The following is a 23,465-nucleotide window of genomic DNA, read 5'->3' as shown; positions in this document are numbered from 1 at the left end:
GCACGGAACTCGCAGACGAACGCCGGGCCAAGGAGGGGCGCGAGGAACTGCGCGATCAGCCCCCACCGAACCCGCAGACGAACGCCGGGCCAAGGAGGGGCGCGGGGAACTGCGCGATCAGCCCGCACGGAACTCGCAGACGAACGCCGGGCCAAGGAGGGGCGCGAGGAACTGCGCGATCAGCCCCCACCGAACCCGCAGACGAACGCCGGGCCAAGGGCGAAGCCCCAGGGGGCAGGGGTCCGGGGGCGAACCCCCGGGTCAGACCACCGCACCCCGCCCGGGGTCATCCCCGTCCTCGTCGTCCTGCTGCATCCGAGCCACCAACGTCCCGAACCCCCCGATGAACCCCCCCACCCCCAGCGTCGTGAGCCACCACGTGAACTCCCACTGGAGCACCGCCGCCAGCAGCAACAGCAGAGGCCCGCCGATCACCCCGAGCCAGGCGAACTTCGCCGTGACGTCGGTCTCCGGGAGCGGCGGCGGCTCCGGCGGGACGAAGTGGCCCTCGTCCGTGTCGTCCAGGTCGCCGTCGGACGGTTCCGCCACCTTGAAGTCGCGCGGGCCGCCCACGCCGGGGGCGAAGACCACCGAGCTGCCCAGCGGCTTCGGCTCGGGCGGCGGCTCAGGGCTCGCCGGGGGCGGCTCGGGCGTGGCGTTGCGGTCGCTCTCCAGGAGCGCCAGGTCCTCTATCGACTTGAACGGCTTCGTCCCGGGCGGGTCGGTCGGCTCATCGCCGTACCCCGCCACGATCGCCGCCCACGCAGCCTCCTCGTCGATCGGCTGCGGCTCGCGGTCCGCGTCGTGCTCAGCCACCGGTCGTGCTCCCCTTCTTCCCGACGCTCGGAGCGAGGCGGCCGATGAACGCGTAACTCTCCTCGAAGATCCGCTCCGCATCGTGGTCCAACGTCGCCACGTGGTAGCTCTGTTCCAGGAGGATCTCGGTGACGTCCGTGGAGGAGACCCGGCTGAGGATCCGCGCCGAGTCGGCCGGCGGCACCACATGGTCCTGCGGGCTGTGCAGGAGCAGCATCGGCTGGGTGACCTGCGGCAGCTCGCGGTCGACCTGCTGGAAGAACCTGCGCAGCGAGTGCGCCGAGTGCAGCGGCACCCTGTCGTACCCCACCTCCGCCGAGCCCTCCTTGGCGATGTCGCTGGCGATCCCCTTGGTGGAGCGCACGAAGTGCCGTACGACCGGCAGCGCGTGCGCCGCCAGGCCGTGCACCTTGTTGCCCGGGTTGACGACCACGACGCCGCTGACCGCGTCCCCGTGCCTGGCCGCGAGCCGAAGCGCCAGCGCGCCGCCCATGGAGAGCCCGAAGACGAAGACCTGGCCGCACCGCTCCCGCAGCTCGCTCAGCGCCCGGTCCACTTCCGCGTACCAGTCCTGCCAGCCGGTGAGCTGCATGTCCTGCCAGCGCGTGCCGTGTCCGGGCAGCAGCGGCAGCTCGACCGTCAGGCCGCGCTCGGCCAGGAAGTCGGCCCAGGGGCGCAGCGACTGCGGGGAACCGGTGAAGCCGTGACAGAGGAGGACGCCGACCTCTCCGCCCTCGTGGCGGAACGGCTCGGCTCCAGGGAGGACGGGCACCGGGATCTCCTGTTCATGAGCAGGGGCGGGGGAGTCGTACTTCACGGTACGCGACCGGACTGACACCGACCAGAGCCGTCACCGGCCCGCGCGCGGGAGGGCGGGTCCCATACGGGTTAAGGTCTGTTCGACAGACATAGGGAAGGCATCCGAGTTGATCTACGGCGCTATGAAGTTCTCCATCGGCGGGTCGCTGAAGCTTGCCTTCAGGCCCTGGGTGGAGGGCCTCGAAAACATTCCCGCCGAGGGGCCGGCGATCCTCGCCAGCAACCACCTCTCCTTCTCGGACTCGTTCTTCCTGCCGGCGGTCCTCGACCGCAAGGTGACGTTCATCGCCAAGGCGGAGTACTTCACCTCGCCCGGTGTGAAGGGCAGGCTCACCGCCGCCTTCTTCAAGGGCGTCGGCCAGCTCCCGGTGGACCGCTCGGGCGCGCGCGGCGCGGGTGAGGCGGCCATCAAGAGCGGCATCGAGGTCCTGGAGCGAGGCGAGCTGTTCGGGATCTACCCGGAGGGCACCCGCTCGCCCGACGGCCGCCTCTACCGGGGCAAGCCCGGCGGCCTCGCGCGCGTGGCGCTCGCCACCGGCGCGCCGGTGATCCCGGTCGCGATGATCGACACCGAGAAGATCCAGCCGCCGGGGAAGGTCATGCCCAAGCTGATGCGCCCGGGCATCCGCATCGGCAAGCCGCTCGACTTCAGCCGCTACCACGGCATGGAGGGCGACCGGTTCATCCTGCGCTCGGTGACCGACGAGGTCATGTACGAGATCATGAAGCTCTCCGGCCAGGAGTACGTGGACGTCTACGCGACCGCGGCCAAGCGCCAGATCGCGGACGAGGCCAAGCGCAAGGCCGACGAGGAGAAGGCGGGCGAGAGGGCCGAGAAGGCCCGCGAGGCCGAGCAGGCCAAGCGGGCGGAACGGCCCGGCGACTAGCAGCGTCCGGCCGGGGGTGGGGAACATGGCGAAGCGCGAGCGCGTCATCAGAATGTCGGTCGAGCTGCCGCTGTGGCGCGCGCTCACCGCGTACCGCGTACTCACGATGGTGTACGCGGTGCTGGTCTTCGTGTCGGAGTACCGCGAGTTCGAGCGTCCCTGGGTGGGCGTCGCCTTCCTGTCGGTGCTCGCGGTGTGGACGCTGGCGACGCTGCCCCGGGTGGCGAACGCGGCGAGCTGCACCAAGCGGTTCCTCGGCGTCGACCTGACGGTCGCGCTCACCGGCATCCTGCTCACCCCGCTGGCGGACGCCGACGCGCAGTCGGTGAACAGCCCTACCCTGCCGACCATATGGGCGGCGGGCTCGGTGCTCGCGTTCGCGATCAAGGGCGGCTGGCGCTGGGCCGCCTTCGCCTCCTCGCTGGTCGCCGCCGCCAACCTGGTCGAGCGCGGCACCCCCACCCGGGACACCCTCCACAATGTGCTGCTCGTCTGGGTCGCCTCCATCGCCATCGGTTACGTGGTGGAGGTCGCCCGCGCGAGCGAGGCGACCCTCGCCCGCGCCCTGGAGATCGAGGCGGCGACCCGCGAGCGGGAGCGGCTGGCCCGGGACATCCACGACAGCGTCCTCCAGGTCCTCGCGATGGTGCAGCGGCGCGGCACCGCGCTCGGCGGCGAGGCGGCCGAACTCGGCCGGATGGCCGGCGAGCAGGAGGTCGCCCTGCGGACCCTGGTCTCCAGCGGTCTGGTGCCCACCACGCGCGCGTCCGAGGACCCGGCGCTGGGCGCGCTGGTCCGTACGGTCGACTACGAGGACGACGCCGGCGGCGGGGCCGACGGGGCCGAGGTGGATCTGCGCACCCTGCTCGCCCCGCACGCCGGATCACGGGTCTCGCTGGCGGAACCGGGCGCTCCGGTGCTGCTCGCGCCCCCTGCGGCACGCGAGCTCGCGGCCGCTGTCAGTGCCGCGTTGGACAATGTCCGCAGACACGCGGGGGAGACCGCGCAGGCCTGGATCCTGGTCGAGGACTGGGGGGACGAAGTGATCGTGACGGTACGGGACGACGGTCCCGGCATCCCGGAGGGCAGGCTCGCGCAGGCCGAGGGGGAGGGGCGCCTGGGCGTCGCCCTCTCGATCCGCGGCCGGCTGCGGGACCTGGGCGGCACCGCCGAGCTGATCTCGGTGCCGGGCCAGGGGACGGAAGTAGAGCTGAAGGTTCCACGGGGGAAGGTGCGGGCATGAGTGAGCAGCAGACGGTGAAGGTCATGGTGGTCGACGACCACCCGATGTGGCGCGACGCGGTGGCACGCGACCTGGCGGCCGCCGGGTTCGACGTGGTGGCCACCGCCGGGGACGGCCCGCAGGCGGTCCGCCGCGCCCAGGCGGTCACACCCGACGTGCTGGTCCTGGACCTCAATCTGCCCGGTATGCCGGGCGTCCAGGTCTGCAAGGAGCTGGTCGGCGCCAACCCGGCGCTCAGGGTCCTGGTCCTGTCCGCGTCCGGCGAGCACGCGGACGTCCTGGAGGCGGTGAAGTCCGGCGCGACCGGCTATCTGCTGAAGTCGGCGAGCACCGAGGAGCTGACCGACGCGGTGCGCCGCACGGCGGCCGGCGACCCGGTGTTCACCCCGGGCCTGGCGGGCCTCGTCCTCGGTGAGTACCGCCGGCTGGCCTCGGACCCGGCGCCCGCCGCCGCCGACGAGCCGAAGGCCCCGCAGCTGACCGACCGCGAGACGGAGGTGCTGCGCCTGGTGGCGAAGGGTCTGTCGTACAAGCAGATCGCCGAACGCCTGGTCATCTCCCACCGCACGGTCCAGAACCACGTCCAGAACACCCTGGGCAAGCTCCAGCTCCACAACCGCGTGGAGCTGGTGAGGTACGCGATAGAGCAGGGCCTCGACGACGTGTGAGTCCGCTCGCGCAGGGACGTGCTCCGCTCGTACGAGTGAATGATCACCCGTCAACATCCCCTTGAATTCAAGGAATTGACGTTTCACCCCATCCCGGGGTGACGTGCGTCACCCTTAGCGTGACTTGTGGAGGCCTTCGAGGGCTTCCCTGTGTCCGTCACGGCGAAGGGACAATTCCATGCGGGTCGGAGTACTGACCGGAGGCGGTGACTGCCCCGGGCTCAACGCCGTCATCCGGGCCGTCGTCCGCAAGGGCGTCCAGGAGTACGGCTTTGACTTCACGGGGTTCAAGGACGGCTGGCGCGGCCCGCTGGAGGGCGACACCGTCAAGCTGGACATCCCTGCCGTCCGCGGCATCCTGCCCCGCGGCGGCACCATCCTCGGCTCCTCGCGCACCAACCCGCTCAAGGCCGAGGACGGGGTGCGCCGCATCAAGGAGAACCTCGCCAAGTGCGAGGTCGACGCGATGATCGCGATCGGCGGCGAGGACACCCTGGGCGTGGCGGCCCGGCTCAGCGACGAGTACGGCGTGAAGTGCGTCGGCGTACCCAAGACCATCGACAACGACCTCTCCGCGACCGACTACACCTTCGGCTTCGACACCGCGGTCGGCATCGCCACCGAGGCGATCGACCGGCTGCACACCACGGCCGAGTCGCACATGCGGGTCCTGGTCGTCGAGGTGATGGGCCGCCACGCGGGCTGGATCGCGCTCCACTCGGGCCTGGCGGGCGGCGCCAACGTCATCCTCATCCCCGAGCAGCGCTTCGACGTCGACCAGGTCTGCGGCTGGATCACCTCCCGCTTCAAGGCGTCGTACGCGCCGATCGTGGTGGTCGCCGAGGGCGCGATGCCGAAGGACGGCGAGATGGTCCTGAAGGACCAGACGCTCGACTCCTTCGGGCATGTGCGGCTCTCGGGCGTCGGGGAGTGGCTGGCCAAGGAGATCGAGAAGCGCACGGGCAAGGAGGCCAGGACGACGGTCCTGGGCCACGTCCAGCGCGGCGGCACCCCCAGCGCCTTCGACCGCTGGCTGGCGACGCGGTTCGGGCTGCACGCGATCGAGGCGGTACGGGACGGCGACTTCGGCAAGATGGTGGCGCTGCGGGGCACGGACATCGTCCGGGTGCCGATCGCGGAGGCGACGGCGCGGCTGAAGACGGTGGATCCGGAGCTGTACGCGGAGGTGGGGGTGTTCTTCGGCTGAGGGGGTACACGGGGCGAGTCGCACATAAGGGCGCCGTATATTCACCCGTATTCAGTCTCTATCCACCCATTAGGTGAGTCCTATGGACATCCTGGCGTTCGGCGTGCAGGCCGATGAGAGACCTCTGATCGAGAAGGCCTTCGAGGGCAGGCACGACGTCCGGTGCCTGGACGTGTTCCTCAACGAGGACACCGCGCCCATCGCGGCGGGGTACGAGGCGATCTCGACCAGCGTGAACGCCGACCTGAACCGCTCGGTGCTCCAGACGCTGGCGGTGGGCGGAACCCAGCTGATCGCACAGCGCTCGACGGGCTTCAACAACATCGACCTGGACGTGGCGGAGCGGCTCGGTCTCACGGTGGCGAGGGTGTCGTACTACTCGCCGTACTCGGTGGCCGAGTTCGCCTGGACCCTGGCGATGGCGGTCAACCGCAAGATCGTCCGCGCCTCCAACCGCACCCGCGACTTCGACTTCCGCCTCGACGGGCTGATGGGGCGGGATCTGCGCGGGCGTACGGTCGGGGTGCTCGGCACCGGCAAGATCGGCGAGGCGTTCACCCGGATCGCCCATGGCTTCGGCATGAACCTCCTCGGCTGGGACGTCGTGGAGAACCCCGCGTGCGTGGAGCTCGGGATGAAGTACGTCGAGAAGGGCGAACTGCTCGCGAACGCGGACGTGGTGAGCCTGCACGTGCCGCTGCTGCCGTCCACGCACCACGTGATCGACCGTGAGGCGCTGAAGCGGATGAAGGACGACGCGATCCTGGTGAACTCCAGCCGCGGGGGGCTGGTGGACACGGAGGCGCTCGTGGGCGAGTTGCGGGCGGGGCGGCTGACGGGGGTGGGCCTCGACGTCTATGAGGCGGAGGCCGGCCTCTTCTTCCTGGACAAGTCCCTGGAGGGTGTTCCGGACGACATCCTGGCGCGGCTGGTGACGTTCCCCAACGTGGTGGTGACGTCGCATCAGGCGTACTACACGGAGGATGCGGTGGGGCAGATCATCGCGGCGACGGTGGAGAACGTGGCGGCGTATGCGGCGGGGCGGCGGACGGGGAATGTGCTGGTGCCAAGGTCAACCGGGTGAGCCGCGCTCCCGGGGGCTTCGCCCCGGACCCCCGGTTCGTCTGCGGGCTCGGTGGGGGCTGGTCGCTCCCCCAAGTTCTCGGCTTCGCTCGGACAGGGGGACCCCCATCGAGGCGGAGCCGCGCAGTGTCACAGCCCCGCGCCCTTGAATGCGCCCCTTCGGGGCGCCCGGGGGATGTCGCGCAGCGGCATTCAAGGGGCGCGGGGAACTGCGCGACCAGCCAAGGCGGCCCGCAGACGAACGGGCCCCGCAGCGGGGCGCAGGGGCCGCAAGGCCGGCCGGGGGCCGGGGCGGAGCCCCGAAAGCGGGGGCGGGGGCGCAGCCCCAGTGGGGGGCACCGGGGGCGAAGCCGCAGTAGCGGGGTGCAGGGGGGGCGGAGCCCCGATGGGGTACCGGGGTACCCGGGGGTACCGGGGGCGGGAGCCCGGTGGCGGGGTGCAGGGGTGCAGGCCCCGCCAGGGGTGCAGGCCCCGCCAAGGTGCAGGGGGCGGAGCCCCCGCTCGGGGGCCTGGGGGCGTAGCCCCCGGGAAACCCACCTCACCCCCCACCCACCCCCGGAGGGTTCAGGGAACGGGCGGGGTGGGGGTCATCGCGCCCAGGCCCGCCAGCAGGCTCCCCACCACCTCCGGCCCCCGCAGCGTCAGCACCGACTCCGGATGGAACTGGACCCCCGCGAACCCAGGACCCCGCACCGCGTGCACCTCCCCGGTGGCGGGGTCGCGGCTGACCTCGACGCCCCGCGCCGCCAGCGCACCCGCGGCCCCCTCCCCGCACCGCGCCGTGAAGCTGTTGTAGAACCCGACCCGCTCCTCCCGCCCGAAGAGGTCGATCCGCAGCTGCGCCCCCTGGTGCGGCACCCGCTTGCGTACGATCGGCAGGCCCAGTTCCGCCGCGATCAGCTCGTGCCCCAGGCACACACCGAGCAGCCCGTGCCCGTGGGAGCGCAGGAGCTCCGCCGCCAAGGGGCGCAGCACACGCATCTTCACATCGGACGCGTCCGAGGGGTCACCGGGGCCGGGGCCCAGGATCACCGGGCCGTGGTGGCCCAGCAGACGCTCCCGCAGCCCCGCCGCGTCGTACCGCACCACCGACACCCCCAGCCCCGACGACCGCAGCAGATGCGCCAGCATCGCCGTGAAGGTGTCCTCGGCGTCCACCACCAGCGCCTCGCCCGACGGCGCCACCGGCGCCACCGCCCGCTCCCGCATCCGCAGCCAGAACGGCGCCAGGTCGGCCCGCCGCGCGTCCAGGGCCGCCCGCACCCGAGGGTCGTCGCCCAGGACAACGGCGGGGCGCGAGGCGGCCGGGCGGCCCGGGCGCGCGCCCAGCGCCGCCAGCACCCCGGCCGCCTTGGCGTGCGTCTCCGCCACCTCGCCCGCCGGGTCGGAGTGGCGTACCAGCGTCGCCCCGACCGGCACCCGCACCCGCCCGTCCGGCGCGATGTCGGCCGTACGGATCAGGATGGGCGAGTCGAGCGTCTGGACGCCGTTGGCGTCGCGGCCCAGCAGGGCGAGCGCGCCCGCGTAGTAGCCGCGCCCGCCCACCTCGTACCGTTCGATCACCCGGCACGCGTTCTGCACCGGCGACCCCGTCACCGTCGCCGCGAACATCGTCTCCCGCAGCACCTCGCGCGCGTCCAGCGAGCTCCGGCCGCGCAACTCGTACTCGGTGTGCGCCAGATGGGCCATCTCCTTCAGCCGGGGGCCGACCACCACCCCGCCCCGGTCGCCCACCGTGCACATCATCTTCAGCTCCTCGTCGACGACCATGGAGAGCTCGTCGATCTCCTTCTCGTCGGAGAGGAAGGAGAGCAGGTCGTCCGCCGTCGGGCCGGTCGCCGGGTAGCGGTACGTCCCGCTGATCGGGTTCATCACCACCGTCCCGCCCGACATCCGCACATGCACCTCGGGGCTGGCTCCCACCAGCGTCCGCTCGCCGGTGTGGACGACGAACGTCCAGTACGCCCCCCGCTCGGCCGCCAGCAGCCGGCGGAACAGCGCCAGCGCGTCCGCCCGGCCGAAGCCCGGGATCTCGCCCGTGTAGGTGCGCCGGATCACGAAGTTGGCGCCCTCGCCCTGCCCGATCTCGTCCTCGATCACCCGCCGTACGATCCCGGCGTACTCCTCGTCCCCCACGTCGAAGCCCCCGCCCTCGACCCGCACTTCGTGCCGGGGCAGCGCCTCCAGGAGCTCCTCCAGGGACAGTTCGTACGTCTCGTCGGCCTCCAGGACGGCCAGCGGAGTGCCGTCGTCCCGTACGTCGAAGCCGCGCTCGCGGATCTGCCGGAACGGGACCAGGGCGAGTGAGGGCCGGTCCCCGCACGGGATGTCGGCGAGCCGCTCCACCTCCCGTACGCCGCCGATCAGCAGCTCGACCACGTCGTGGTCGCGGCCGGGGGTACGGCGGCGGATCAGGGCGAACGGCGGGCAGTCGTCCTGGAGGAGTCTGGCGAGGTGCGTGCTGAGGGACATGCGGGGTTCCTTCCGGGAGTACGGGGAGAGGAACGGCCGCGGGAAACAGAAAAGGCCGCCCTCGGGCGGCCTTCGCGTGGTCTGGAGTACGCGCGATCAGTGGGCCGCCGGATGAGCGGTCCACCACCAGTTCTGGTTCGAGTGCGCGAACATGCCCCGCACCCTAGCCGAAGAAGCGCCGGACAGGCGAAGGGCCCGCCCCATCCGATGGATGGAGCGGGCCCTCGCCGTATCGATTCTGCTCAGACTGGCAGGTTTCAGACTGGCAGGCTTCAGACCAGCAGGTTGAACATCTGCCAGCCGCCGCCCACCTGGACGCGCGCGGCGAACGGCGCGCCGGTGGTGCTGCCCGTGCCCTTGTAGTACCAGAGCACGCCCGACCCGTCCCGGGCCACCAGGTCCGGGATTCCGTCGCCGTTCAGGTCGCTCGGGCCGAGCAGGCTGTTGTAGCCCTGCCAGCCGCCGCCGATCTGGACCCGGGGGGCGTACGGGGCGGTCGGTGTGCCGGTGCCCTTGTAGAACCACAGCACGCCGGAGCCGTCCCGGGCGACCAGGTCGGCCTTGCCGTCGCGGTTGAGGTCGCCGGTGGAGACCATGGCGTTGTAGCCCTGCCAGCCGCCGCCTATCCTCACCCGCGCGGCGAACGGCGCAGCCGGGGTGCCGGTGCCCTGGTAGTACCAGAGCACGCCGGTGCCGTCGCGGCCGATCAGATCGGCCCTGCCGTCACCGTTCAGGTCGCGGGCGCCGGTCATGAAGTTGTACGTCTGCCAGCCGCCGCCGACCTTGAGGCGGCCCTTGAACGGCGCGTCCGGGTTGCCGCTGCCCTGGTAGTACCAGAGCGTGCCGGTGCCGTCGCGGGCCACCATGTCGCCGGTGCCGTCCGCGCGCAGCGCGGTCATCGCGGAGACGGCGTTGTAGCCCTGCCACCCGCCGCCGATCTTGTACCGCCCGTAGAACGGCGCCGAGGCGTTGCCGGTGCCCTGGTACTGCCACAGCACGCCGGAGGAGTCCCGGCCGAGCATGTTGTAGCGGGTGGTGCCGGAGTCGGGCACGGCGCTGGTGGCCTGCTCGACGTCGGTCGCCTTCACCCACGCGAGCCGGTGGTTGTACCGGATCGGGTAGAAGGAGTTCGTCTTGCCCTGGACCAGGGTGCGGTCACCGGTGCCGGTGCCCGCGAACGTACCGGCGAACCAGTAGTCGCCCAGCTGCGCCGGGCCCGCCTGGGTGTAGGCCTGACCGGCCGGGATCGAGTACTTGGTCAGCGACGCCGAGTTGTTGGCCTGCACCGGGACGTTGGTCCCCGTGTACGCCGAGTCCTCCGGGTAGGCACGCCCGTACACCGGGATGGACGCGGCGCCCGCCTTCGGCTTCAGGACCGGCCGGCCGGTCTTGCCGACGGGCGCGGTGAAGGTGCCGCCGGGGTTGTAGAACCAGGCCTTCTGGCCGCCGTACCAGATGGCGGTCCAGTCGGTCTGCGCCTCGGCGACGACGTACTCGCCGCCGGTGACGACCTTGTTGCCCCAGTTCGGGCCCTCGGTCGCGGTCTGGGTGCCGAGGTACGGGTCGCTGAGCGGCGTACCGCTGGTGGACGGCGAGGTGTACAGGTAGCCGAAGTTCGCCGGCCGCGAGTACGTGTTGCCGCCGTACGTGACGGTGGGCTGGTTGGCCGTGGTGAACGGCGGGACCACGCGGACCAGCTGGCCGGCCTTGAGCGGGCCGCCCGCGCCCTGGTCGCCGCTGGGCGCGCCGACCAGGGTCATGTAGTGGTTCCAGTCCCAGTACGGGCCCGGGTCCCAGTGCTGGGTCTTCACATTGCCGTCCAGCACACCGGGCACCTCGTCGTGGCCGACGACGTGCTCACGGTCGAGCGGGATGGAGAACCGGTTCGCCAGGTACTTCACCAGCGCGGCCGAGGACTCGTACTGAGGCTCGGTGTACCACGTGGCGTTGTCCTTGATGGCATAGCCCTCGTGCTCGATGCCGATCGAGTGCATGTTCATCGTCTTGTTGGCCGCGTGCCAGGCCTCGTCCTTGGTCGCCACCAGCTGGGTGACCAGGCCGTCGGAGGCGCGGACCATGTAGTGCGCGCTGGCGTAGGACGTGGAGTCCTGGAAGGTCTTCAGCGACCCGTCGTAGCCGCCCTCGGTGTCGTGGATGACGAGGTAGCGGATGTCCTCGCCGTTCGAGGGGCGGTTCGACTCGTTGTAGTTGCCGAAGTCGTCCGGCGTCGTGCCGTTCTGCTTGTACGCCGCCGCCTGGAAGTCGCAGTTCAGCCCCGCCGGGCACTCCGGCGTCTGCGCCGCGGCGTTGAACGCCGCCAGGGACATCGTCTCCGGCTTGACCGGCTTCACCGACGGGTCGGCCGGCAGGGCGAGCTGCTGGCCGTCGGCCGTGAGACGGCTCTCACCGGTCCTGATCGACTCGTACACCCGCTTCGCGAACAGCGACGCGCCCTTGGTGTCCGGCGCCTGGCTGTAGCGGGCGACGGCCGCGTACCACTTGCCCGCGTCCTCGGGCAGCGAGCCCGTCGCGTCCTTCTGGTACTTCGCGAGCAGCGCGGCACCCGCGCGGACGGACTGGTTCTCGTCCTCGCGGACGGCGTCCACCGGCTTGTCGATCAGCTTGGCGGCCTCGTCCAGCGTGTGCAGCCGGGGGTCGCTCGTGTCGACGGCCTTCGGCGCCCGCTTCAGGGCGCGCTTGGCGTCGAAGTGCTTCATGACCGTGGGGTCGCCGCTCATGTTGAGGTGCGACAGTCGCTCCGCGTCCGTCGGCTGCTCGACGTCGTCCGCCGTCACCCGGGTCAGGCCCATGACGTTGTACGCGCCGGTCGTGGACGGCTGCCCGTCGTGGCTCTCCCACAGCGTCTGCCGGTACGAGACCGCCATCAGCACGCTCTGCGGGACGTGGAACTCGCGCGCGGCCTCGGCGAACCGGGCCTGGAGCGCGGTGCCCGGACCGGCCGGCTTGGTGTTCGCCGTGGCGGGGCCGGGTGCGGCCACCGCCAGGCTGGTGATCGCCGCACCGGCGACGACCGCCGTGCCCACCCCGTAAGCGATCAGCTTCTTCTTGCGGTCTCTGCGGTGTATCCGCTTCAACGCCCACCCCTGCATCGCTCTGTTGATTTCTGAATCACTTCTGAAACGCGCAGAGGCTAGCAGGCGACCGATCGGGTTCGGTCATCGGGAGGTCGTCCACGTGTCTCACAAGGTGGGCACGCGGGTGGACGGCTAAGTGGACCCCGTAAGGTTGTGGGGTGACCGTGAACGTAAACACCTGGCGTGACCTTCCCGCGGCGCAGCAGCCCGAGTACCCCGATGCCGAGGCTCTGCGCGATGTGATCGCGGACCTCGCGTCGTATCCGCCGCTCGTCTTCGCGGGCGAGTGCGACCAGCTGCGCGCCCGGATGGCGGCCGTCGCCAAGGGCGAGGCGTTCCTGCTCCAGGGCGGCGACTGCGCCGAGGCGTTCGACGCCGTGTCGGCAGATCACATCCGGGCCAAGCTCAAGACCCTGCTCCAGATGAGCGCCGTGCTGACGTACGCGGCGTCCGTGCCCGTCGTCAAGGTCGGCCGGATCGCCGGGCAGTACTCGAAGCCGCGCTCCAAGGGCACCGAGACCCGCGACGGCGTGACCCTGCCGACCTACCGCGGTGACTCGGTCAACGGCTTCGAGTTCACCGAGGCCGCCCGCATCCCGGACCCCGAGCGACTGAAGCGGATGTACAACGCGTCCGCCTCGACGCTCAACCTGGTCCGCGCCTTCACCACCGGCGGCTACGCCGATCTGCGCCAGGTGCACGCCTGGAACCAGGACTTCGTCAAGACGTCCCCGTCCGGTCAGCGCTACGAGCAGCTGGCCCGCGAGATCGACAACGCGCTGAACTTCATGAAGGCGTGCGGCACCGACCCGGCCGAGTTCAAGGCCGTCGAGTTCTACGCCTCGCACGAGGCGCTGCTGCTCGACTACGAGTCGGCGCTGACCCGGGTCGACTCGCGCACCGGCAAGCTCTACGACACCTCCGGCCACATGGTCTGGGTCGGCGAGCGCACCCGGCAGCTCGACCACGCGCACATCGAGTTCGCCTCCCGGATCAGCAACCCGATCGGGATCAAGCTCGGCCCCACGACCACGGTCGACGACGCGCTCACCTACGTGGACCGGCTCGACCCGGACCGCGAGCCCGGCCGGCTGACGTTCATCGTCCGTATGGGCGCCGACAAGGTCCGCGACAAGCTGCCCGAGCTGGTCGAGAAGGTCACCGCGTCCGGCGCGGTCGTCGCCTGGGTCACCGACCCGATGCACGGCAACACCTTCGAGGCGGCCTCCGGCCACAAGACCCGCCGCTTCGACGACGTGCTCGACGAGGTCAAGGGCTTCTTCGAGGTCCACAAGGGCCTGGGCACCCACCCGGGCGGCATCCACGTCGAGCTCACCGGTGACGACGTCACCGAGTGCGTGGGCGGCGGCGACGAGATCTTCGTCGACGATCTGCACCAGCGCTACGAGACGGCCTGCGACCCGCGCCTCAACCGCAGCCAGTCCCTGGACCTGGCCTTCCTGGTCGCCGAGATGTACCGGGACCAGTGAGTAGCTTCCTACGAAACGTGGGGCGTGGATCTGTGATCCGCGCCCCACGGGCGTATCCGGGGCTTTTCGTCCACCCCGACTTTGGGTACGGTTAGGTAAGCCTCACCGAATCGGGGATGGCTGGCCAGACCGTTCCTGTCAGGGAGGTGGACCGCGTGTACGTCTGCTCTTGCTTCGGCATCACCGACAAGCAGGTCGAGCAGCACGCGGCCGCCGGCGCCTGTACCCCGCGTCAGATCGCCTCCGCCACCAAGGCGGGCACGGACTGCGGCTCCTGTGTGCGCGCCATCCAGGGCCTGCTCGGGCGCGGTGCCTGCCCCCGTCGGGAACTGCTCGAAAAGGGCGGGGTCGGCGCGGTGCTCGCCACCGAGCAGAAGCTGGCGGAAGCCGCGTAGGCGCTCCGCTGGGTGTGGAGTCATCGGCTGAGGGCCGCTCGTGGCTGGTCGCAGTTTCCCGCGCCCCTGAAGGGGCGCGGTCCCGCACCGGGCTTCCACAAGTCCCCTTGGGCCGACAGGGGCCCTAGCTCTCCGGCTGCTCGATGAGCTGCGCGATGTACAGCGCCTCGCCGAGCTTCTCGACCAGTTCCAGCTGGGTGTCGAGGTAGTCGATGTGGTGCTCCTCGTCGGCAAGGATCGACTCGAAGATGTTCGCCGAGGTGATGTCGCCCTTGGCCCGCATGATCTCGATGCCGCGCTTGAGGCGGTCGATCGCCTCGACCTCCACCTGCCGGTCGGCCTGGAACATCTCGGTGACCGTCTGCCCCACCCGGACGTGGAAGAGCCGCTGGTAGTTCGGCAGCCCGTCCAGGAACAGGATCCGGTCGGTCAGCACCTCCGCGTGCTTCATCTCGTCGAACGACTCGTGACGCGTGTACTTGGCGAGCTTCGTCCAGCCGAAGTTCTCCTGCATCTTCGCGTGCAGGAAGTACTGGTTGATCGCGGTCAGCTCGGCGGTCAGCTGCTCGTTCAGGAACTCGATGACCTCGGGGTCGCCCTGCATCGCAGAGGCTCCTTCCACACGGGTGAGGGGCAGATTCGCGCGCATCCTCGCATCGCGCGCGGGGAGCGTCCAGTAAGTACACGCTTAGTAGGAGTTGTCCGAATCGGGGCGCCGCTGGTCATGACCACCCCTCGCCGTCTGTCACCATGGAGTCATGGGTCAGCCGGAACGCCCGGAGCAACGGGAAGCAGTGCAGTCGGAGCTTCCCCCGGGGCAGCGGCTCCAGCGCGGCTGGCCGGTCACCCACTACGGCCCGGTCCCCAGGTTCAAGCCCGAGCGGTGGGAGTTCCGCGTGTTCGGGGCGACCGCCGACGGCGACAAGCGCTGCTGGAACCACGAGGAGTTCACGGCCCTGCCCTTCGCCACCGTCGTCGCGGATCTTCACTGTGTCACGAAGTTCTCGATGCTGGGGGCCGAATGGGGCGGAGTCCTCGCGCGTACGGTCGCCGAGCTCGCGCCGCCCGCCCCGGAGGTCACGCATGTGATGGTCTGGGCCGAATACGGCTTCAGCTCCAACCTGCGCCTGGACGACTTCCTCTCCGACCGCACGGTCTTCGCCACCCACAAGGGCGGTGATCTCCTCACCGCCGAACACGGCTTCCCGGTACGGCTCGTCGTCCCGCATCTGTACGCCTGGAAGGGCCCGAAGTGGGTCCGCGGCATCGAGTACATGACGGCGGACCGCCGGGGCTTCTGGGAGGAGCGGGGCTACCACAACATCGGTGACCCCTGGCGAGAGCAGCGCTACTCGTACCAGGAAGAGCCCGGGGAAGGCCCCGAGCTCTGAGTCCTGGCGCCTTTCCGGGGCGTCAGTGGTGGTACTGGTGCACCACCGCGTGGCCCTTGCCGCGGCCGATCATCCACTTGTTGACCGGTGTGGTGACCACGAAGGCGAGCGCGAGCGAGACCGCGAGCGAGCCCCAGAACAGCGCCTGCGCGAGCGTCGCGTCCATGGCGGCCGGCCAGAGCGCGATCACCCCGTTGTCGATCAGCTCCATGACGGCGATGGAGAGGGTGTCCGCGGCGAGCGCGACCTTGAAGGCGGTACGGAAGCCGACCCCGGCCCGCAGGATGCCGCGCAGGGTGAGCGAGTAGCCGAAGAAGAAGGCCAGGACGATGGCCAGCACCATCGTCGGCATGTTGCCCCAGCCGAACGCGGTGCCCACGACCATCCCGAGGATCTCGCCGATGGCGCACCCGGTGAGGCAGTGCAGGGTGGCCTGGGCGGCCATGGACCAGCTGACCTTGCCGCCGCCTTGACCGTGGGGGGCGTGCGCGTCGCCGTGTCCCCGGTGCTGCTGGTGACCCTCGTGACCCTCGTGACCCTCGTGACCCTCGTGACCCTCGTGACCCTCGTGACCCTCGTGGTGCTCGTGGTGCTCGTGCTCGGTGTGCGTGTGCGCCTCGTGCTGCATGGCTGTGCCCCCAACGCCGGATGACCGTTCCTGTCGATGACAGGAACGGTATACCCCCAGGGGGTATTCCCTCAAGGGAGGATCAGGGCCGCAGGGACTTCAGCAGCGCGATGTCCGCCGCCTGCCCCTCCTTCCCGCCGGGCGTCTCGATGATCAGCGGTACGCCGTCGGTCGCCGGGTGCGCGAGCAGCTCGCGGAACGGCTCCGCGCCTATGTGGCCGGCGCCGATGTTCATGTGCCGGTCCAGGTGCGAGCCCACTCCCTCCTTGGAGTCGTTGGCGTGGATCAGCTTCAGCCGCCCTGCGCCGACGGTCTCCACCAGCAGGTCCAGGGTCTGCGCCGCCCCGCCGGGCCCGGCCAGGTCGTGCCCGGCCGCGTGTATGTGGCAGGTGTCCAGGCAGACGCCGAGCTTGGGGTGGGCGTCCAGCGCCTCGAAGTACGGGCCGAAGTCCCAGGTCCGCGAACACAGCGAGAACCCCTGCCCGGCCGTCGACTCCAGGAGCAGGAACGGGTCGTCGTCGTGCGTCAGCTCGTCCAGCAGTGGCAGCAACCGCTCCCGTACCTGCGCCAGTGCTTCCGCGCGCGGCCTGCCGCCGGTCGCGGAGCCGGTGTGCACGACCACGCCGAGCGCGCCGATGTCCCGGCCCCGGCGCAGCGAGTGCCGCAGCGACTCCACCGACTTCTCGGCGGTCGCCTCGGTGTGCGAGCCGAAGTTGATCAGATACGGGGCGTGCACGTACGCGGAGATGCCCTCGGCCGCGCACTCGGCGCGGAACCTCTCGTCCTGGGCCGGGTTGCCGGTGGGGGTCGCCCAGCCGCGCGGGTTGGCGACGAAGACCTGGACGGTCTCGGCGCCGAGCTCGCGCGCGTAGGAGAGGCCGGTCGTGGCGAGGCCGCCGGCCACGGGGATGTGGCCGCCGATGGGGTTGCGCATGGGGTGGATCAGAGTCCCTTGGTCTTGATGGTGATGGTGGAGCCTTCCGGCGCCTGGTCGCCGGCCTTGACGGACTGGCCGGCGATCTCGTCGCTGAGGAACGGGAAGCCGCGGTCGACGTCGACCTTGAAGCCCGCCTTCTCCAGCTCCTTCCTGGCGTCGTCGGCCTTCTCGCCGGTCACCTTGGGCACGGTGATCATCCGCGGGCCCTTGGAGACGGTGAGCGTGACCGTGTCGCCCTTGGCGAGGCGGGAGCCCTCGGCCGCGGACTGGGCGGCGATGCTGCCCGCCTCCTGCGGCGAGTTGACCTGCTCGGGCGCGATCCGCACCTCAAGGCCCGCGTCCTTCAGTGCCGAGGTGGCGTCCTCCACCGAGTCCCCGACGACCCCGGGGGTCTCGACCGGGGCGCCCTTGCTGACGACGAGGGCGACCGCGGTGTCCGCGCGGCGCGGGGCGCCCGCGGCCGGGGCGGTGCTGACGACCGAGCCCTGGTCGGTGTCCTCGTTGAACTCCTCGGTGACCGCGCCCGGCGTCAGCCCGGCGTCGGCCAGCGCCTTCTTGGCGTCGTCCAGCGGCTTGCCGCTGACGTCCGGGACCTTGACCATCTCCGGGCCGCGCGAGACCACGACGGTCACCGAGGCGTTGCCGCGCACGCGCGCGCCCGTCTCCGGGTCCGTCTCGATCACCGTGCCGCGCTTGACGGTGTCGCTGTAGCGGCGGTCGACCTTCTTCACCGCGAGGCCCGCGTCCGTGAGCCGCTTCTTGGCGGCGCTCTCGCTCTGCCCGATGACGGCGGGGACGTGCGTGAACTGGCCGGAGTTGATGTACCAGACCCCGGCGCCGATCCCCAGGGCCAGCAGGACGGCGGCGACGACCGCGATCAGGCCGCGCCGCCCGTTCAGGACGAAGCGGGGCCGCCCGCCACGCGCGCGTGCCGGGGCGGGCCCGGACGGCGGCACGGTCAGCCGGCTGGTGCGGTTGACCGCGTCCCGCTCGGCCGGGAGCGGGGCGGCACCCGCCGTTGGCGCGCTGCCCCGGGCCGGGGTCGCCACCGCGCGCGGTATGACGCTCGTACGGTCCTCGGAGCCGGAGGCCCCCGCCGCGGGCGCGGCCTGCGGGGGCACCGCGTCCAGCTGCTCGTCGCCGAGCGCCGCGCGGGCCTCGCGGGTCTGCGCGAGCAGGCCCACCGCGTCGTACGGCCGCGCGTCCGGTTCGCGGGCGGTGGCCGAGGCCACCAGGTCGTCCAGCTCGACGGCGAGGCCGGGCACGGCGGCGGACGGCGCGGGCACACCCTCGTGGAGGTGGGCGTAGAGGATCTGGGCCGCGTTCTCCCCGGAGTGCGGCTTGGCGCCGGTCAGCATCTCGTAGAGCACGACACCGCACGCGTAGACGTCCGCGCGGGTGTCGGCGGTGCCCTGCTCGATCTGCTCGGGGGCGAGGTAGGAGACGGTGCCGAGGACGCTGCCGGTGGTGCTGGTGACCGCGTCCACCGCCCGGACCAGGCCGAAGTCGGCGACCTTGACCCGGCCGTCGTCCCCTATCAGCACGTTCTCCGGCTTCATGTCCCGGTGGACGAAACCGGCGCGGTGCGCGGCGCCGAGGGCGGCGAGCACCGGCTCCAGGATGTCCAGGGCGGCCCGGGGCTGCAGGGCGCCGCGCTCGCGCAGCACGTCGCGCAGGGTGCAGCCCGCCACGTACTCCATCGCCAGGTAGACGTATCCGCCGTCGGTGCCCTGGTCGAACATGCCGACCACATTGGGGTGGGCGAGCCGGGCGACGGACTTGGCCTCGCGGATGAACCGCTCCACGAACGAGGCGTCGGCGGCGAGCGCCGGATGCATCACCTTGAGGGCGAGCACCCGGTCGAGCCGGGTGTCGACGGCCCGGTAGACCGTGGCCATACCGCCGACGGCGATGCGCGCCTCGACGCGGTAGCGGCCGTCGAGCACCTGCCCGACGAGGGGGTCCTGAAGGGTCGTATCCACGCAGCAGAGTCTACGAGCGGTCACGGACACCCTTCCCGCCCCGGGTGATCCCGGGGCGGGACTGAAGCGGAGCTGTGACGGACGCAGTGGCGTGGGCCCGGCTCTGGGGGTCTTTCGGCCGCGGGCCGGTGGGGGCTTGTCACGCAGTTCCCCGCGCCCCTGACCCCCTGGGGGCGCGGGGAACTGCGCCAGCAACCACATGCGGTCCGCAGCCGACCCACCTGCGTCTAGAACGCCGGGCGTTCCGGGTCCAGCGCGGCGCGGCCCTCCACGGGGGAGGACGCCTGTGCGAAGTGGCGGCGGGGGATGCGGCCCGCCCGGTACGCCAGGCGGCCCGCCTCCACCGCGTACCGCATCGCCTCCGCCATCAAGGCCGGCTCCTGCGCGCGCGTGACGGCCGAGGCGAGCATCACCGCCGAGCACCCCAGCTCCATCGCGAGCGCCGCGTCGGAGGCGGTGCCCGCGCCCGCGTCGAGGATGACCGGGACGGTGGCGCGGTCCACGATCAGCTCGAAGTTGTGCGGGTTGCGGATGCCGAGCCCGGAGCCGATGGGGGAGCCGAGCGGCATGATCGCCGCGCACCCCACGTCCTCCAGCTTCCGGGCGAGCACCGGGTCGTCGTTGGTGTACGGCAGCACCGTGAAACCATCGTCGACCAGCACTTCCGCCGCGTCCAGGAGCTCGACCGGATCGGGCAGCAGGGTGCGCTCGTCGGCGACCACCTCCAGCTTGACCCAGTCCGTGCCGAGCGCCTCGCGCGCGAGGCGGGCGGTCAGCACGGCCTCCCCGGCGGTGAAGCAGCCCGCCGTGTTCGGCAGCACGCTGATGTTCAGCTTCTCCAGGACGGACAGGACCGAGCCCTGCACCGTCGGGTCGAGGCGGCGCATCGCGACGGTCGTCAGCTCGGTGCCGGAGGCGGCGAGCGAGCGCTCCAGGACGTCTAGGCTCGGCGCCCCGCCAGTGCCCATGATCAGCCGCGAGGTGAAGGTCGTACCGCCGAGGGTGAACAGGTCGTCGGCCATGGCTCAGCCTCCCTGGACGGCGGTCAGGACCTCGACGCGGTCGCCGTCGCCGAGCGTGGTCGCGGCCCACTGGCCGCGCGGCACCACCGTCTCGTTGACGGCGGCGGCGACCCCGGCGGGCGCGGGCGTCAGGGCGGCGACGAGGGCGTCGAGGGTGGTGCCGGCGGCGAGGTCGCGTGCCTCGCCGTTGACGGAGACGGTCGTCAGGGAGACGGTCATGCGGTCAGCTCCTGCGGTACGGACTCCACCGGGGCGGAGGTGAAGCGGCGGGGGGTGAAGGGGCGCGCCTCGTCGGGCAGTTCGCCGGTGGCCAGCGCGTGCGCCAGCGCGTCGCCGGTGACGGGGGTGAGCAGCACCCCGTTGCGGTAGTGGCCGGTGGCCAGGTGCAGGCCGGGCAGGGCGGTCGGGCCGAGCAGCGGCGCGTTGTCGGGGGAGCCGGGGCGCAGCCCGGCGCGGGTCTCGGTCAGCGGCAGTTCGGTGATGCCGGGAACCAGCTCGTGCGCGTCGCGCAGCAGCTCGTAGACGCCGCCCGCGGTGACCGTGGTGTCCCAGCCCAGCTCCTCGCTGGTGGCGCCGACGACGAGCTCGCCGTCGGCGCGCGGCACCAGGTAGACGTGGCTGCCGCGGACCACCGCGCGGACCGTGCGGGACAGGAACGGCGCGAACGCGGGCGGCACGGTCAGCCGCAGTACCTGGCCCTTGACCGGGCGCACCGGCGGCCGCAGCTCCTCCGGGACCCCGGCGAGCCGGCCGCTGAGGCTGCCGCCCGCGAGGACGACCTGGTCGGCGGCGAGCTCGGTGCCGTCGGCCAGGACGGCCCCCGCGGCCCGCTCGCGTACCACCGAGAGCCTCTCGGCCCAGCTGTGGTGGAAGACCACCCCGGCCCGCTCGCACGCCGTGAGCAGGGCCCTGGTGAGGCGGCGCGGGTCGATCTGGTGGTCGCCGTCGACCCGCAGTCCGCCGCGCACCCCGGGCGCCAGCATCGGTTCGAGGCGGCGGCACTCGCGCCCGGTGAGCCACTGGGAGTCGAGCCCCGAGCGCTGCTGGAGCGCGTGCAGATCGCGCAGATGGGCGCGGTCGTCGGCGTCCAGGGCCACCGCGAGGGTGCCGCAGGCGCGGTAGCCGGTGCCGAGGCCGCTCGCCTGCTCCAGCTCGGCCACGAAGTCCGGGTAGCGCCGGGCGGAGGCCAGGTTGAGGCCGAGCAGGGTCTCCTCGCCGTAGTGGAGCTCGGTGACGGCGGCGAGCATGCCCGCCGCGACCTGGGCGGCGCCGCCGCCGGGCGCGGGGTCGGCGAGCGCGGTGCGCATCCCGCGCTGCGCGGCCCGCCAGGCGGTGACGAGGCCGATGATGCCGCCCCCCACCACCAGTACGTCCGACCCGTGGGGAATTGCCCCGTCTCGGGATGAATGCATGGGCGTCCAGCCCCTCCCTTCGCCGGCATGACCCGGATCAGGTTCGTACGGTCGGAGGCCGCTGCAGCCTCCCTCTCAGCCCGGTGCGTCCGGGCTCCCGCGAGTGCTTGTACGTGCGTCAGGCTAACGCCTGACCGGTTTCCTGACGAACTGTCAGATGCTTATGGTGATCGGGTGAGCGAAAAGCAGACGCATTCGGAACAGCGCCACGTGGTGGTCGTCGGCGCGGGCATGGCCGGGGTCCAGACCGCCGTGGCCCTGCGCGAACAGGGCTTTCCCGGCCGGATCACCCTCATCGGCGCCGAGCCCCACCAGCCGTACGACCGACCCCCGCTCTCCAAGGCGGTGCTGCTCGGCAAGGCCGAGGGTTCAGCCTTCGAGGTGGACTTCGAGGGCCTCGGAGTCGACCTGCGCCTGGGCGAGACGGTCACGGACGTACGCGCGCGTGATCACGAGATCGACACCGCGTCCGGGACCGTCCCGTACGACGCGCTGGTGATCGCCTCCGGCGCGGAGCCGATCACGCTGCCCGGCATCGAGGATCTTCCCGACGTTCATCTGCTGCGCACCCTCGACGACGCCGGGCGGCTGCGCGCGGTCCTGAGCGCCCAGCGCCGCGTCGTGGTCGTCGGGGCGGGCTGGATCGGGGCCGAGTTCGCCACGGCCGCGCGCGAGGCGGGCTGCGCGGTCACCGTCGTGGAGGCCGCCGACCGTCCGCTGGCGGGCGCGCTGCCCGCCGAGGTCACCGAGCCGATGGCCGGCTGGTACGCGGAGAGCGGCGCCGAACTGCTCACCCACGCGCGCGTGGCGGCCGTCGAGCCGGGAGCCGTCGTCCTGGCGGACGGCCGCCGGCTCCCGGCCGACGCGGTGGTCGTCGGCATCGGCGCCCGGCCCACCACCGACTGGCTGGCGGGCACCGGCATCGAGCGGGGCGCGGAGGGCGCGGTCACGGCCGACGACCGGCTGCGCACCTCGCTGCCCGACGTCTACGCGGTCGGCGACTGCGCCTCCTTCCCTTCGGGAAGGTACGGAGAGCGGCTGCTCATCCACCACTGGGACAACGCGCTGCAGGGGCCGCGCACGGTGGCGGCGGACATCGTCGGCGAGACGGTCCGGCCGTACGACCCGGTGCCGTACTTCTGGTCCGAGCAGTTCGGCAGGTTCGTGCAGTACGTCGGCCACCACGGCGGCGCCGACCGGCTGCTGTGGCGGGGCGGCCCGGAAGGCGCCGCGTGGTCGGTCTGCTGGCTGCGCGAGGGGAGGCTCGTCGCCCTCCTGGCCGTCGGCCGACCGCGCGATCTGGCGCAGGGCCGCAAGCTCATCGAGGCAGGTGCGACGCTGGATCCGGTCCGCGCGGCCGACCCGTCCGTCCCTCTCAAGGCCGCAGTCGGCTGACCTCCGGCTACCCAGTGTCAGTCCGGGATGGCACGCTTGTCCCGTGACCGAGATTGACGCAAGAACCGATGCACTCGTTCCCGCCTGGCTCCACCTTCCCGACATCGCGGAGATGCTCGATGTCGAGGTGACGCGTGTGCGGCAGCTGGTCAAGGAGGGCCAGCTCATCGCCGTACGCCGCGGTGAGAGGCGGACGCTGCAGGTGCCCGCCGCCTTCATCGACGGCGACAAGGTCGTGAAGGGCCTCGCCGGCACCCTCACGCTCCTGCGGGACGACGGCTACTCCGACGAAGAGATGATCGAGTGGCTCTTCACCTCCGACCCGAGCCTGCCCGGCACCCCCGCGCAGGCCCTGAGCGAGAATCGCGGCACGGAGGTGAAGCGTCGCGCCCAGGCGCTCGCCGTCTGACCTGATCGCACAGGTGGGGCGGGGGGCGGGGGGGCGGGGCGCCCCCCCCCCCCCCCCCACCCCGGGCGGGAGAGGCCCCCCCCCCCGGCCGCGCGCCCCCCCCCCCCCCAACCC

General features: G+C 71.8%; 22 protein-coding genes and 1 riboswitch. Of the genes, 10 read left to right on the top strand and 12 right to left on the bottom strand.

The features are described from left to right. Window positions 1–261: 261 nt before the first annotated feature. Together ACFWA7_RS20800 and ACFWA7_RS20795 are read right to left on the bottom strand one after the other, a co-directional pair. Window positions 262–816 carry a hypothetical protein gene (locus tag ACFWA7_RS20800; protein ID WP_385824479.1) on the bottom strand — a complete coding sequence of 185 codons (555 nt, stop codon included), beginning with the start codon at window positions 814–816 and terminating at the stop codon, window positions 262–264. Continuing rightward, window positions 809–1,588: an alpha/beta hydrolase gene (locus ACFWA7_RS20795; protein WP_385539724.1), complete on the bottom strand. Its 780-nt coding sequence runs from the start codon at window positions 1,586–1,588 to the stop codon at window positions 809–811. Before ACFWA7_RS20795 ends, ACFWA7_RS20800 begins: the two co-directional genes overlap by 8 nt. Before the next feature lie 154 nt (window positions 1,589–1,742). Between ACFWA7_RS20795 and ACFWA7_RS20790 the strand changes: the two genes are divergently transcribed. From ACFWA7_RS20790 to ACFWA7_RS20770, 5 genes are all read left to right on the top strand, one after another. After that, the gene (locus ACFWA7_RS20790) at window positions 1,743–2,522 is read left to right on the top strand and encodes a 1-acyl-sn-glycerol-3-phosphate acyltransferase (RefSeq protein WP_385539726.1); all 780 of its coding nucleotides are present in this window, start codon (window positions 1,743–1,745) and stop codon (window positions 2,520–2,522) included. Window positions 2,523–2,547: 25 nt separating this feature from the next. After that, window positions 2,548–3,765 carry a MacS family sensor histidine kinase gene (gene macS / locus ACFWA7_RS20785; RefSeq protein WP_385539728.1) on the top strand — a complete coding sequence of 406 codons (1,218 nt, stop codon included), beginning with the start codon at window positions 2,548–2,550 and terminating at the stop codon, window positions 3,763–3,765. Further along, window positions 3,762–4,433 (top strand): response regulator transcription factor, encoded by a 672-nt coding sequence (locus ACFWA7_RS20780; protein WP_266978776.1) that lies wholly within the window; start codon window positions 3,762–3,764, stop codon window positions 4,431–4,433. The genes macS and ACFWA7_RS20780 overlap by 4 nt, the downstream gene beginning before the upstream one ends. Before the next feature lie 178 nt (window positions 4,434–4,611). Then, window positions 4,612–5,640, top strand: a complete 1,029-nt coding sequence (locus ACFWA7_RS20775) for a 6-phosphofructokinase (protein ID WP_385539730.1) — start codon at window positions 4,612–4,614, stop codon at window positions 5,638–5,640. 82 nt (window positions 5,641–5,722) lie between these two features. Next, window positions 5,723–6,724 carry a 2-hydroxyacid dehydrogenase gene (locus ACFWA7_RS20770; RefSeq protein ID WP_385824477.1) on the top strand — a complete coding sequence of 334 codons (1,002 nt, stop codon included), beginning with the start codon at window positions 5,723–5,725 and terminating at the stop codon, window positions 6,722–6,724. A gap of 563 nt (window positions 6,725–7,287) precedes the next feature. On the opposite strand, the gene ACFWA7_RS20765 is transcribed toward ACFWA7_RS20770, so the two are convergent. The 3 genes from ACFWA7_RS20765 to ACFWA7_RS20755 form a co-directional block, all read right to left on the bottom strand. Beyond that, window positions 7,288–9,195, bottom strand: a complete 1,908-nt coding sequence (locus ACFWA7_RS20765) for an anthranilate synthase family protein (protein WP_385539734.1) — start codon at window positions 9,193–9,195, stop codon at window positions 7,288–7,290. A 96-nt stretch (window positions 9,196–9,291) separates the two neighbouring features. Then, window positions 9,292–9,348, bottom strand: coding sequence for a trp operon leader peptide (locus tag ACFWA7_RS20760; RefSeq protein WP_101392327.1), 57 nt, complete (start codon window positions 9,346–9,348; stop codon window positions 9,292–9,294). 119 nt (window positions 9,349–9,467) lie between these two features. Beyond that, window positions 9,468–12,290, bottom strand: a complete 2,823-nt coding sequence (locus tag ACFWA7_RS20755) for an N-acetylmuramoyl-L-alanine amidase (RefSeq protein ID WP_385824475.1) — start codon at window positions 12,288–12,290, stop codon at window positions 9,468–9,470. A 158-nt stretch (window positions 12,291–12,448) separates the two neighbouring features. On the opposite strand from ACFWA7_RS20755, the gene ACFWA7_RS20750 reads away from it, so the two are divergent. Together ACFWA7_RS20750 and ACFWA7_RS20745 are read left to right on the top strand one after the other, a co-directional pair. Continuing rightward, entirely contained in the window at window positions 12,449–13,780 is a 1,332-nt protein-coding gene (locus tag ACFWA7_RS20750; protein WP_385824473.1) for a class II 3-deoxy-7-phosphoheptulonate synthase, read from the top strand. A gap of 116 nt (window positions 13,781–13,896) precedes the next feature. Continuing rightward, entirely contained in the window at window positions 13,897–14,175 is a 279-nt protein-coding gene (locus ACFWA7_RS20745; protein WP_385824471.1) for a bacterioferritin-associated ferredoxin, read from the top strand. Between the two features lie 124 nt (window positions 14,176–14,299). Here ACFWA7_RS20745 and bfr read toward each other — a convergent pair whose 3' ends face one another. Continuing rightward, entirely contained in the window at window positions 14,300–14,779 is a 480-nt protein-coding gene (gene bfr, locus ACFWA7_RS20740; RefSeq protein ID WP_385539744.1) for a bacterioferritin, read from the bottom strand. A gap of 154 nt (window positions 14,780–14,933) precedes the next feature. On the opposite strand from bfr, the gene ACFWA7_RS20735 reads away from it, so the two are divergent. Next, window positions 14,934–15,566: a sulfite oxidase-like oxidoreductase gene (locus ACFWA7_RS20735; protein WP_385539746.1), complete on the top strand. Its 633-nt coding sequence runs from the start codon at window positions 14,934–14,936 to the stop codon at window positions 15,564–15,566. 22 nt (window positions 15,567–15,588) lie between these two features. Here the strand turns inward: ACFWA7_RS20735 and ACFWA7_RS20730 are convergent, their stop codons facing one another. From ACFWA7_RS20730 to thiO, 6 genes are all read right to left on the bottom strand, one after another. After that, window positions 15,589–16,194: a DUF4396 domain-containing protein gene (locus tag ACFWA7_RS20730; protein WP_385824469.1), complete on the bottom strand. Its 606-nt coding sequence runs from the start codon at window positions 16,192–16,194 to the stop codon at window positions 15,589–15,591. An 82-nt stretch (window positions 16,195–16,276) separates the two neighbouring features. Then, a complete protein-coding gene (locus ACFWA7_RS20725; protein ID WP_385539750.1) occupies window positions 16,277–17,128 on the bottom strand; it encodes a deoxyribonuclease IV in 852 nt (283 codons plus the stop codon). A gap of 8 nt (window positions 17,129–17,136) precedes the next feature. Next, complete coding sequence (gene pknB, locus ACFWA7_RS20720; RefSeq protein WP_385824467.1) at window positions 17,137–19,113, bottom strand: Stk1 family PASTA domain-containing Ser/Thr kinase; 1,977 nt, start codon at window positions 19,111–19,113, stop codon at window positions 17,137–17,139. 227 nt (window positions 19,114–19,340) lie between these two features. Continuing rightward, window positions 19,341–20,135 carry a thiazole synthase gene (locus ACFWA7_RS20715; protein WP_385539753.1) on the bottom strand — a complete coding sequence of 265 codons (795 nt, stop codon included), beginning with the start codon at window positions 20,133–20,135 and terminating at the stop codon, window positions 19,341–19,343. A 3-nt stretch (window positions 20,136–20,138) separates the two neighbouring features. Next, a complete protein-coding gene (gene thiS, locus ACFWA7_RS20710) occupies window positions 20,139–20,354 on the bottom strand; it encodes a sulfur carrier protein ThiS (protein WP_385539755.1) in 216 nt (71 codons plus the stop codon). Continuing rightward, window positions 20,351–21,547, bottom strand: a complete 1,197-nt coding sequence (gene thiO, locus ACFWA7_RS20705) for a glycine oxidase ThiO (RefSeq protein WP_385824465.1) — start codon at window positions 21,545–21,547, stop codon at window positions 20,351–20,353. The genes thiS and thiO overlap by 4 nt, the downstream gene beginning before the upstream one ends. Next, window positions 21,545–21,658: riboswitch (TPP riboswitch) on the bottom strand. It overlaps the preceding gene by 3 nt. 120 nt (window positions 21,659–21,778) lie before the next feature. Between thiO and ACFWA7_RS20700 the strand changes: the two genes are divergently transcribed. Together ACFWA7_RS20700 and ACFWA7_RS20695 are read left to right on the top strand one after the other, a co-directional pair. Continuing rightward, entirely contained in the window at window positions 21,779–22,942 is a 1,164-nt protein-coding gene (locus ACFWA7_RS20700; protein WP_385539810.1) for an NAD(P)/FAD-dependent oxidoreductase, read from the top strand. A gap of 43 nt (window positions 22,943–22,985) precedes the next feature. Continuing rightward, complete coding sequence (locus tag ACFWA7_RS20695) at window positions 22,986–23,351, top strand: Rv2175c family DNA-binding protein (protein WP_385539759.1); 366 nt, start codon at window positions 22,986–22,988, stop codon at window positions 23,349–23,351. Window positions 23,352–23,465 lie beyond the last annotated feature (114 nt).

It is taken from the genome of Streptomyces sp. NPDC059994 (genome assembly GCF_042737755.1).
GTDB lineage: Bacteria > Actinomycetota > Actinomycetes > Streptomycetales > Streptomycetaceae > Streptomyces.
The sequence above is the reverse complement of the archived record's forward strand: the minus strand, read 5'-3'. Positions and strand labels throughout refer to the sequence as shown.

Coding starts and splice junctions, on each gene's coding strand:
- ACFWA7_RS20735 (WP_385539746.1), top strand. CDS start 14,934: ATGGGTCAGCCGGAACGCCCGGAGCAACGGGAAGCAGTGCAGTCGGAG.
- ACFWA7_RS20780 (WP_266978776.1), top strand. CDS start 3,762: ATGAGTGAGCAGCAGACGGTGAAGGTCATGGTGGTCGACGACCACCCG.
- thiS (WP_385539755.1), bottom strand. CDS start 20,354: ATGACCGTCTCCCTGACGACCGTCTCCGTCAACGGCGAGGCACGCGAC.
- thiO (WP_385824465.1), bottom strand. CDS start 21,547: ATGCATTCATCCCGAGACGGGGCAATTCCCCACGGGTCGGACGTACTG.
- ACFWA7_RS20745 (WP_385824471.1), top strand. CDS start 13,897: ATGGCTGGCCAGACCGTTCCTGTCAGGGAGGTGGACCGCGTGTACGTC.
- ACFWA7_RS20770 (WP_385824477.1), top strand. CDS start 5,723: ATGGACATCCTGGCGTTCGGCGTGCAGGCCGATGAGAGACCTCTGATC.
- ACFWA7_RS20765 (WP_385539734.1), bottom strand. CDS start 9,195: ATGTCCCTCAGCACGCACCTCGCCAGACTCCTCCAGGACGACTGCCCG.
- ACFWA7_RS20715 (WP_385539753.1), bottom strand. CDS start 20,135: ATGGCCGACGACCTGTTCACCCTCGGCGGTACGACCTTCACCTCGCGG.
- ACFWA7_RS20775 (WP_385539730.1), top strand. CDS start 4,612: ATGCGGGTCGGAGTACTGACCGGAGGCGGTGACTGCCCCGGGCTCAAC.
- ACFWA7_RS20730 (WP_385824469.1), bottom strand. CDS start 16,194: ATGCAGCACGAGGCGCACACGCACACCGAGCACGAGCACCACGAGCAC.
- ACFWA7_RS20700 (WP_385539810.1), top strand. CDS start 21,779: ATGGCCGGGGTCCAGACCGCCGTGGCCCTGCGCGAACAGGGCTTTCCC.
- macS (WP_385539728.1), top strand. CDS start 2,548: ATGGCGAAGCGCGAGCGCGTCATCAGAATGTCGGTCGAGCTGCCGCTG.
- bfr (WP_385539744.1), bottom strand. CDS start 14,779: ATGCAGGGCGACCCCGAGGTCATCGAGTTCCTGAACGAGCAGCTGACC.
- ACFWA7_RS20725 (WP_385539750.1), bottom strand. CDS start 17,128: ATGCGCAACCCCATCGGCGGCCACATCCCCGTGGCCGGCGGCCTCGCC.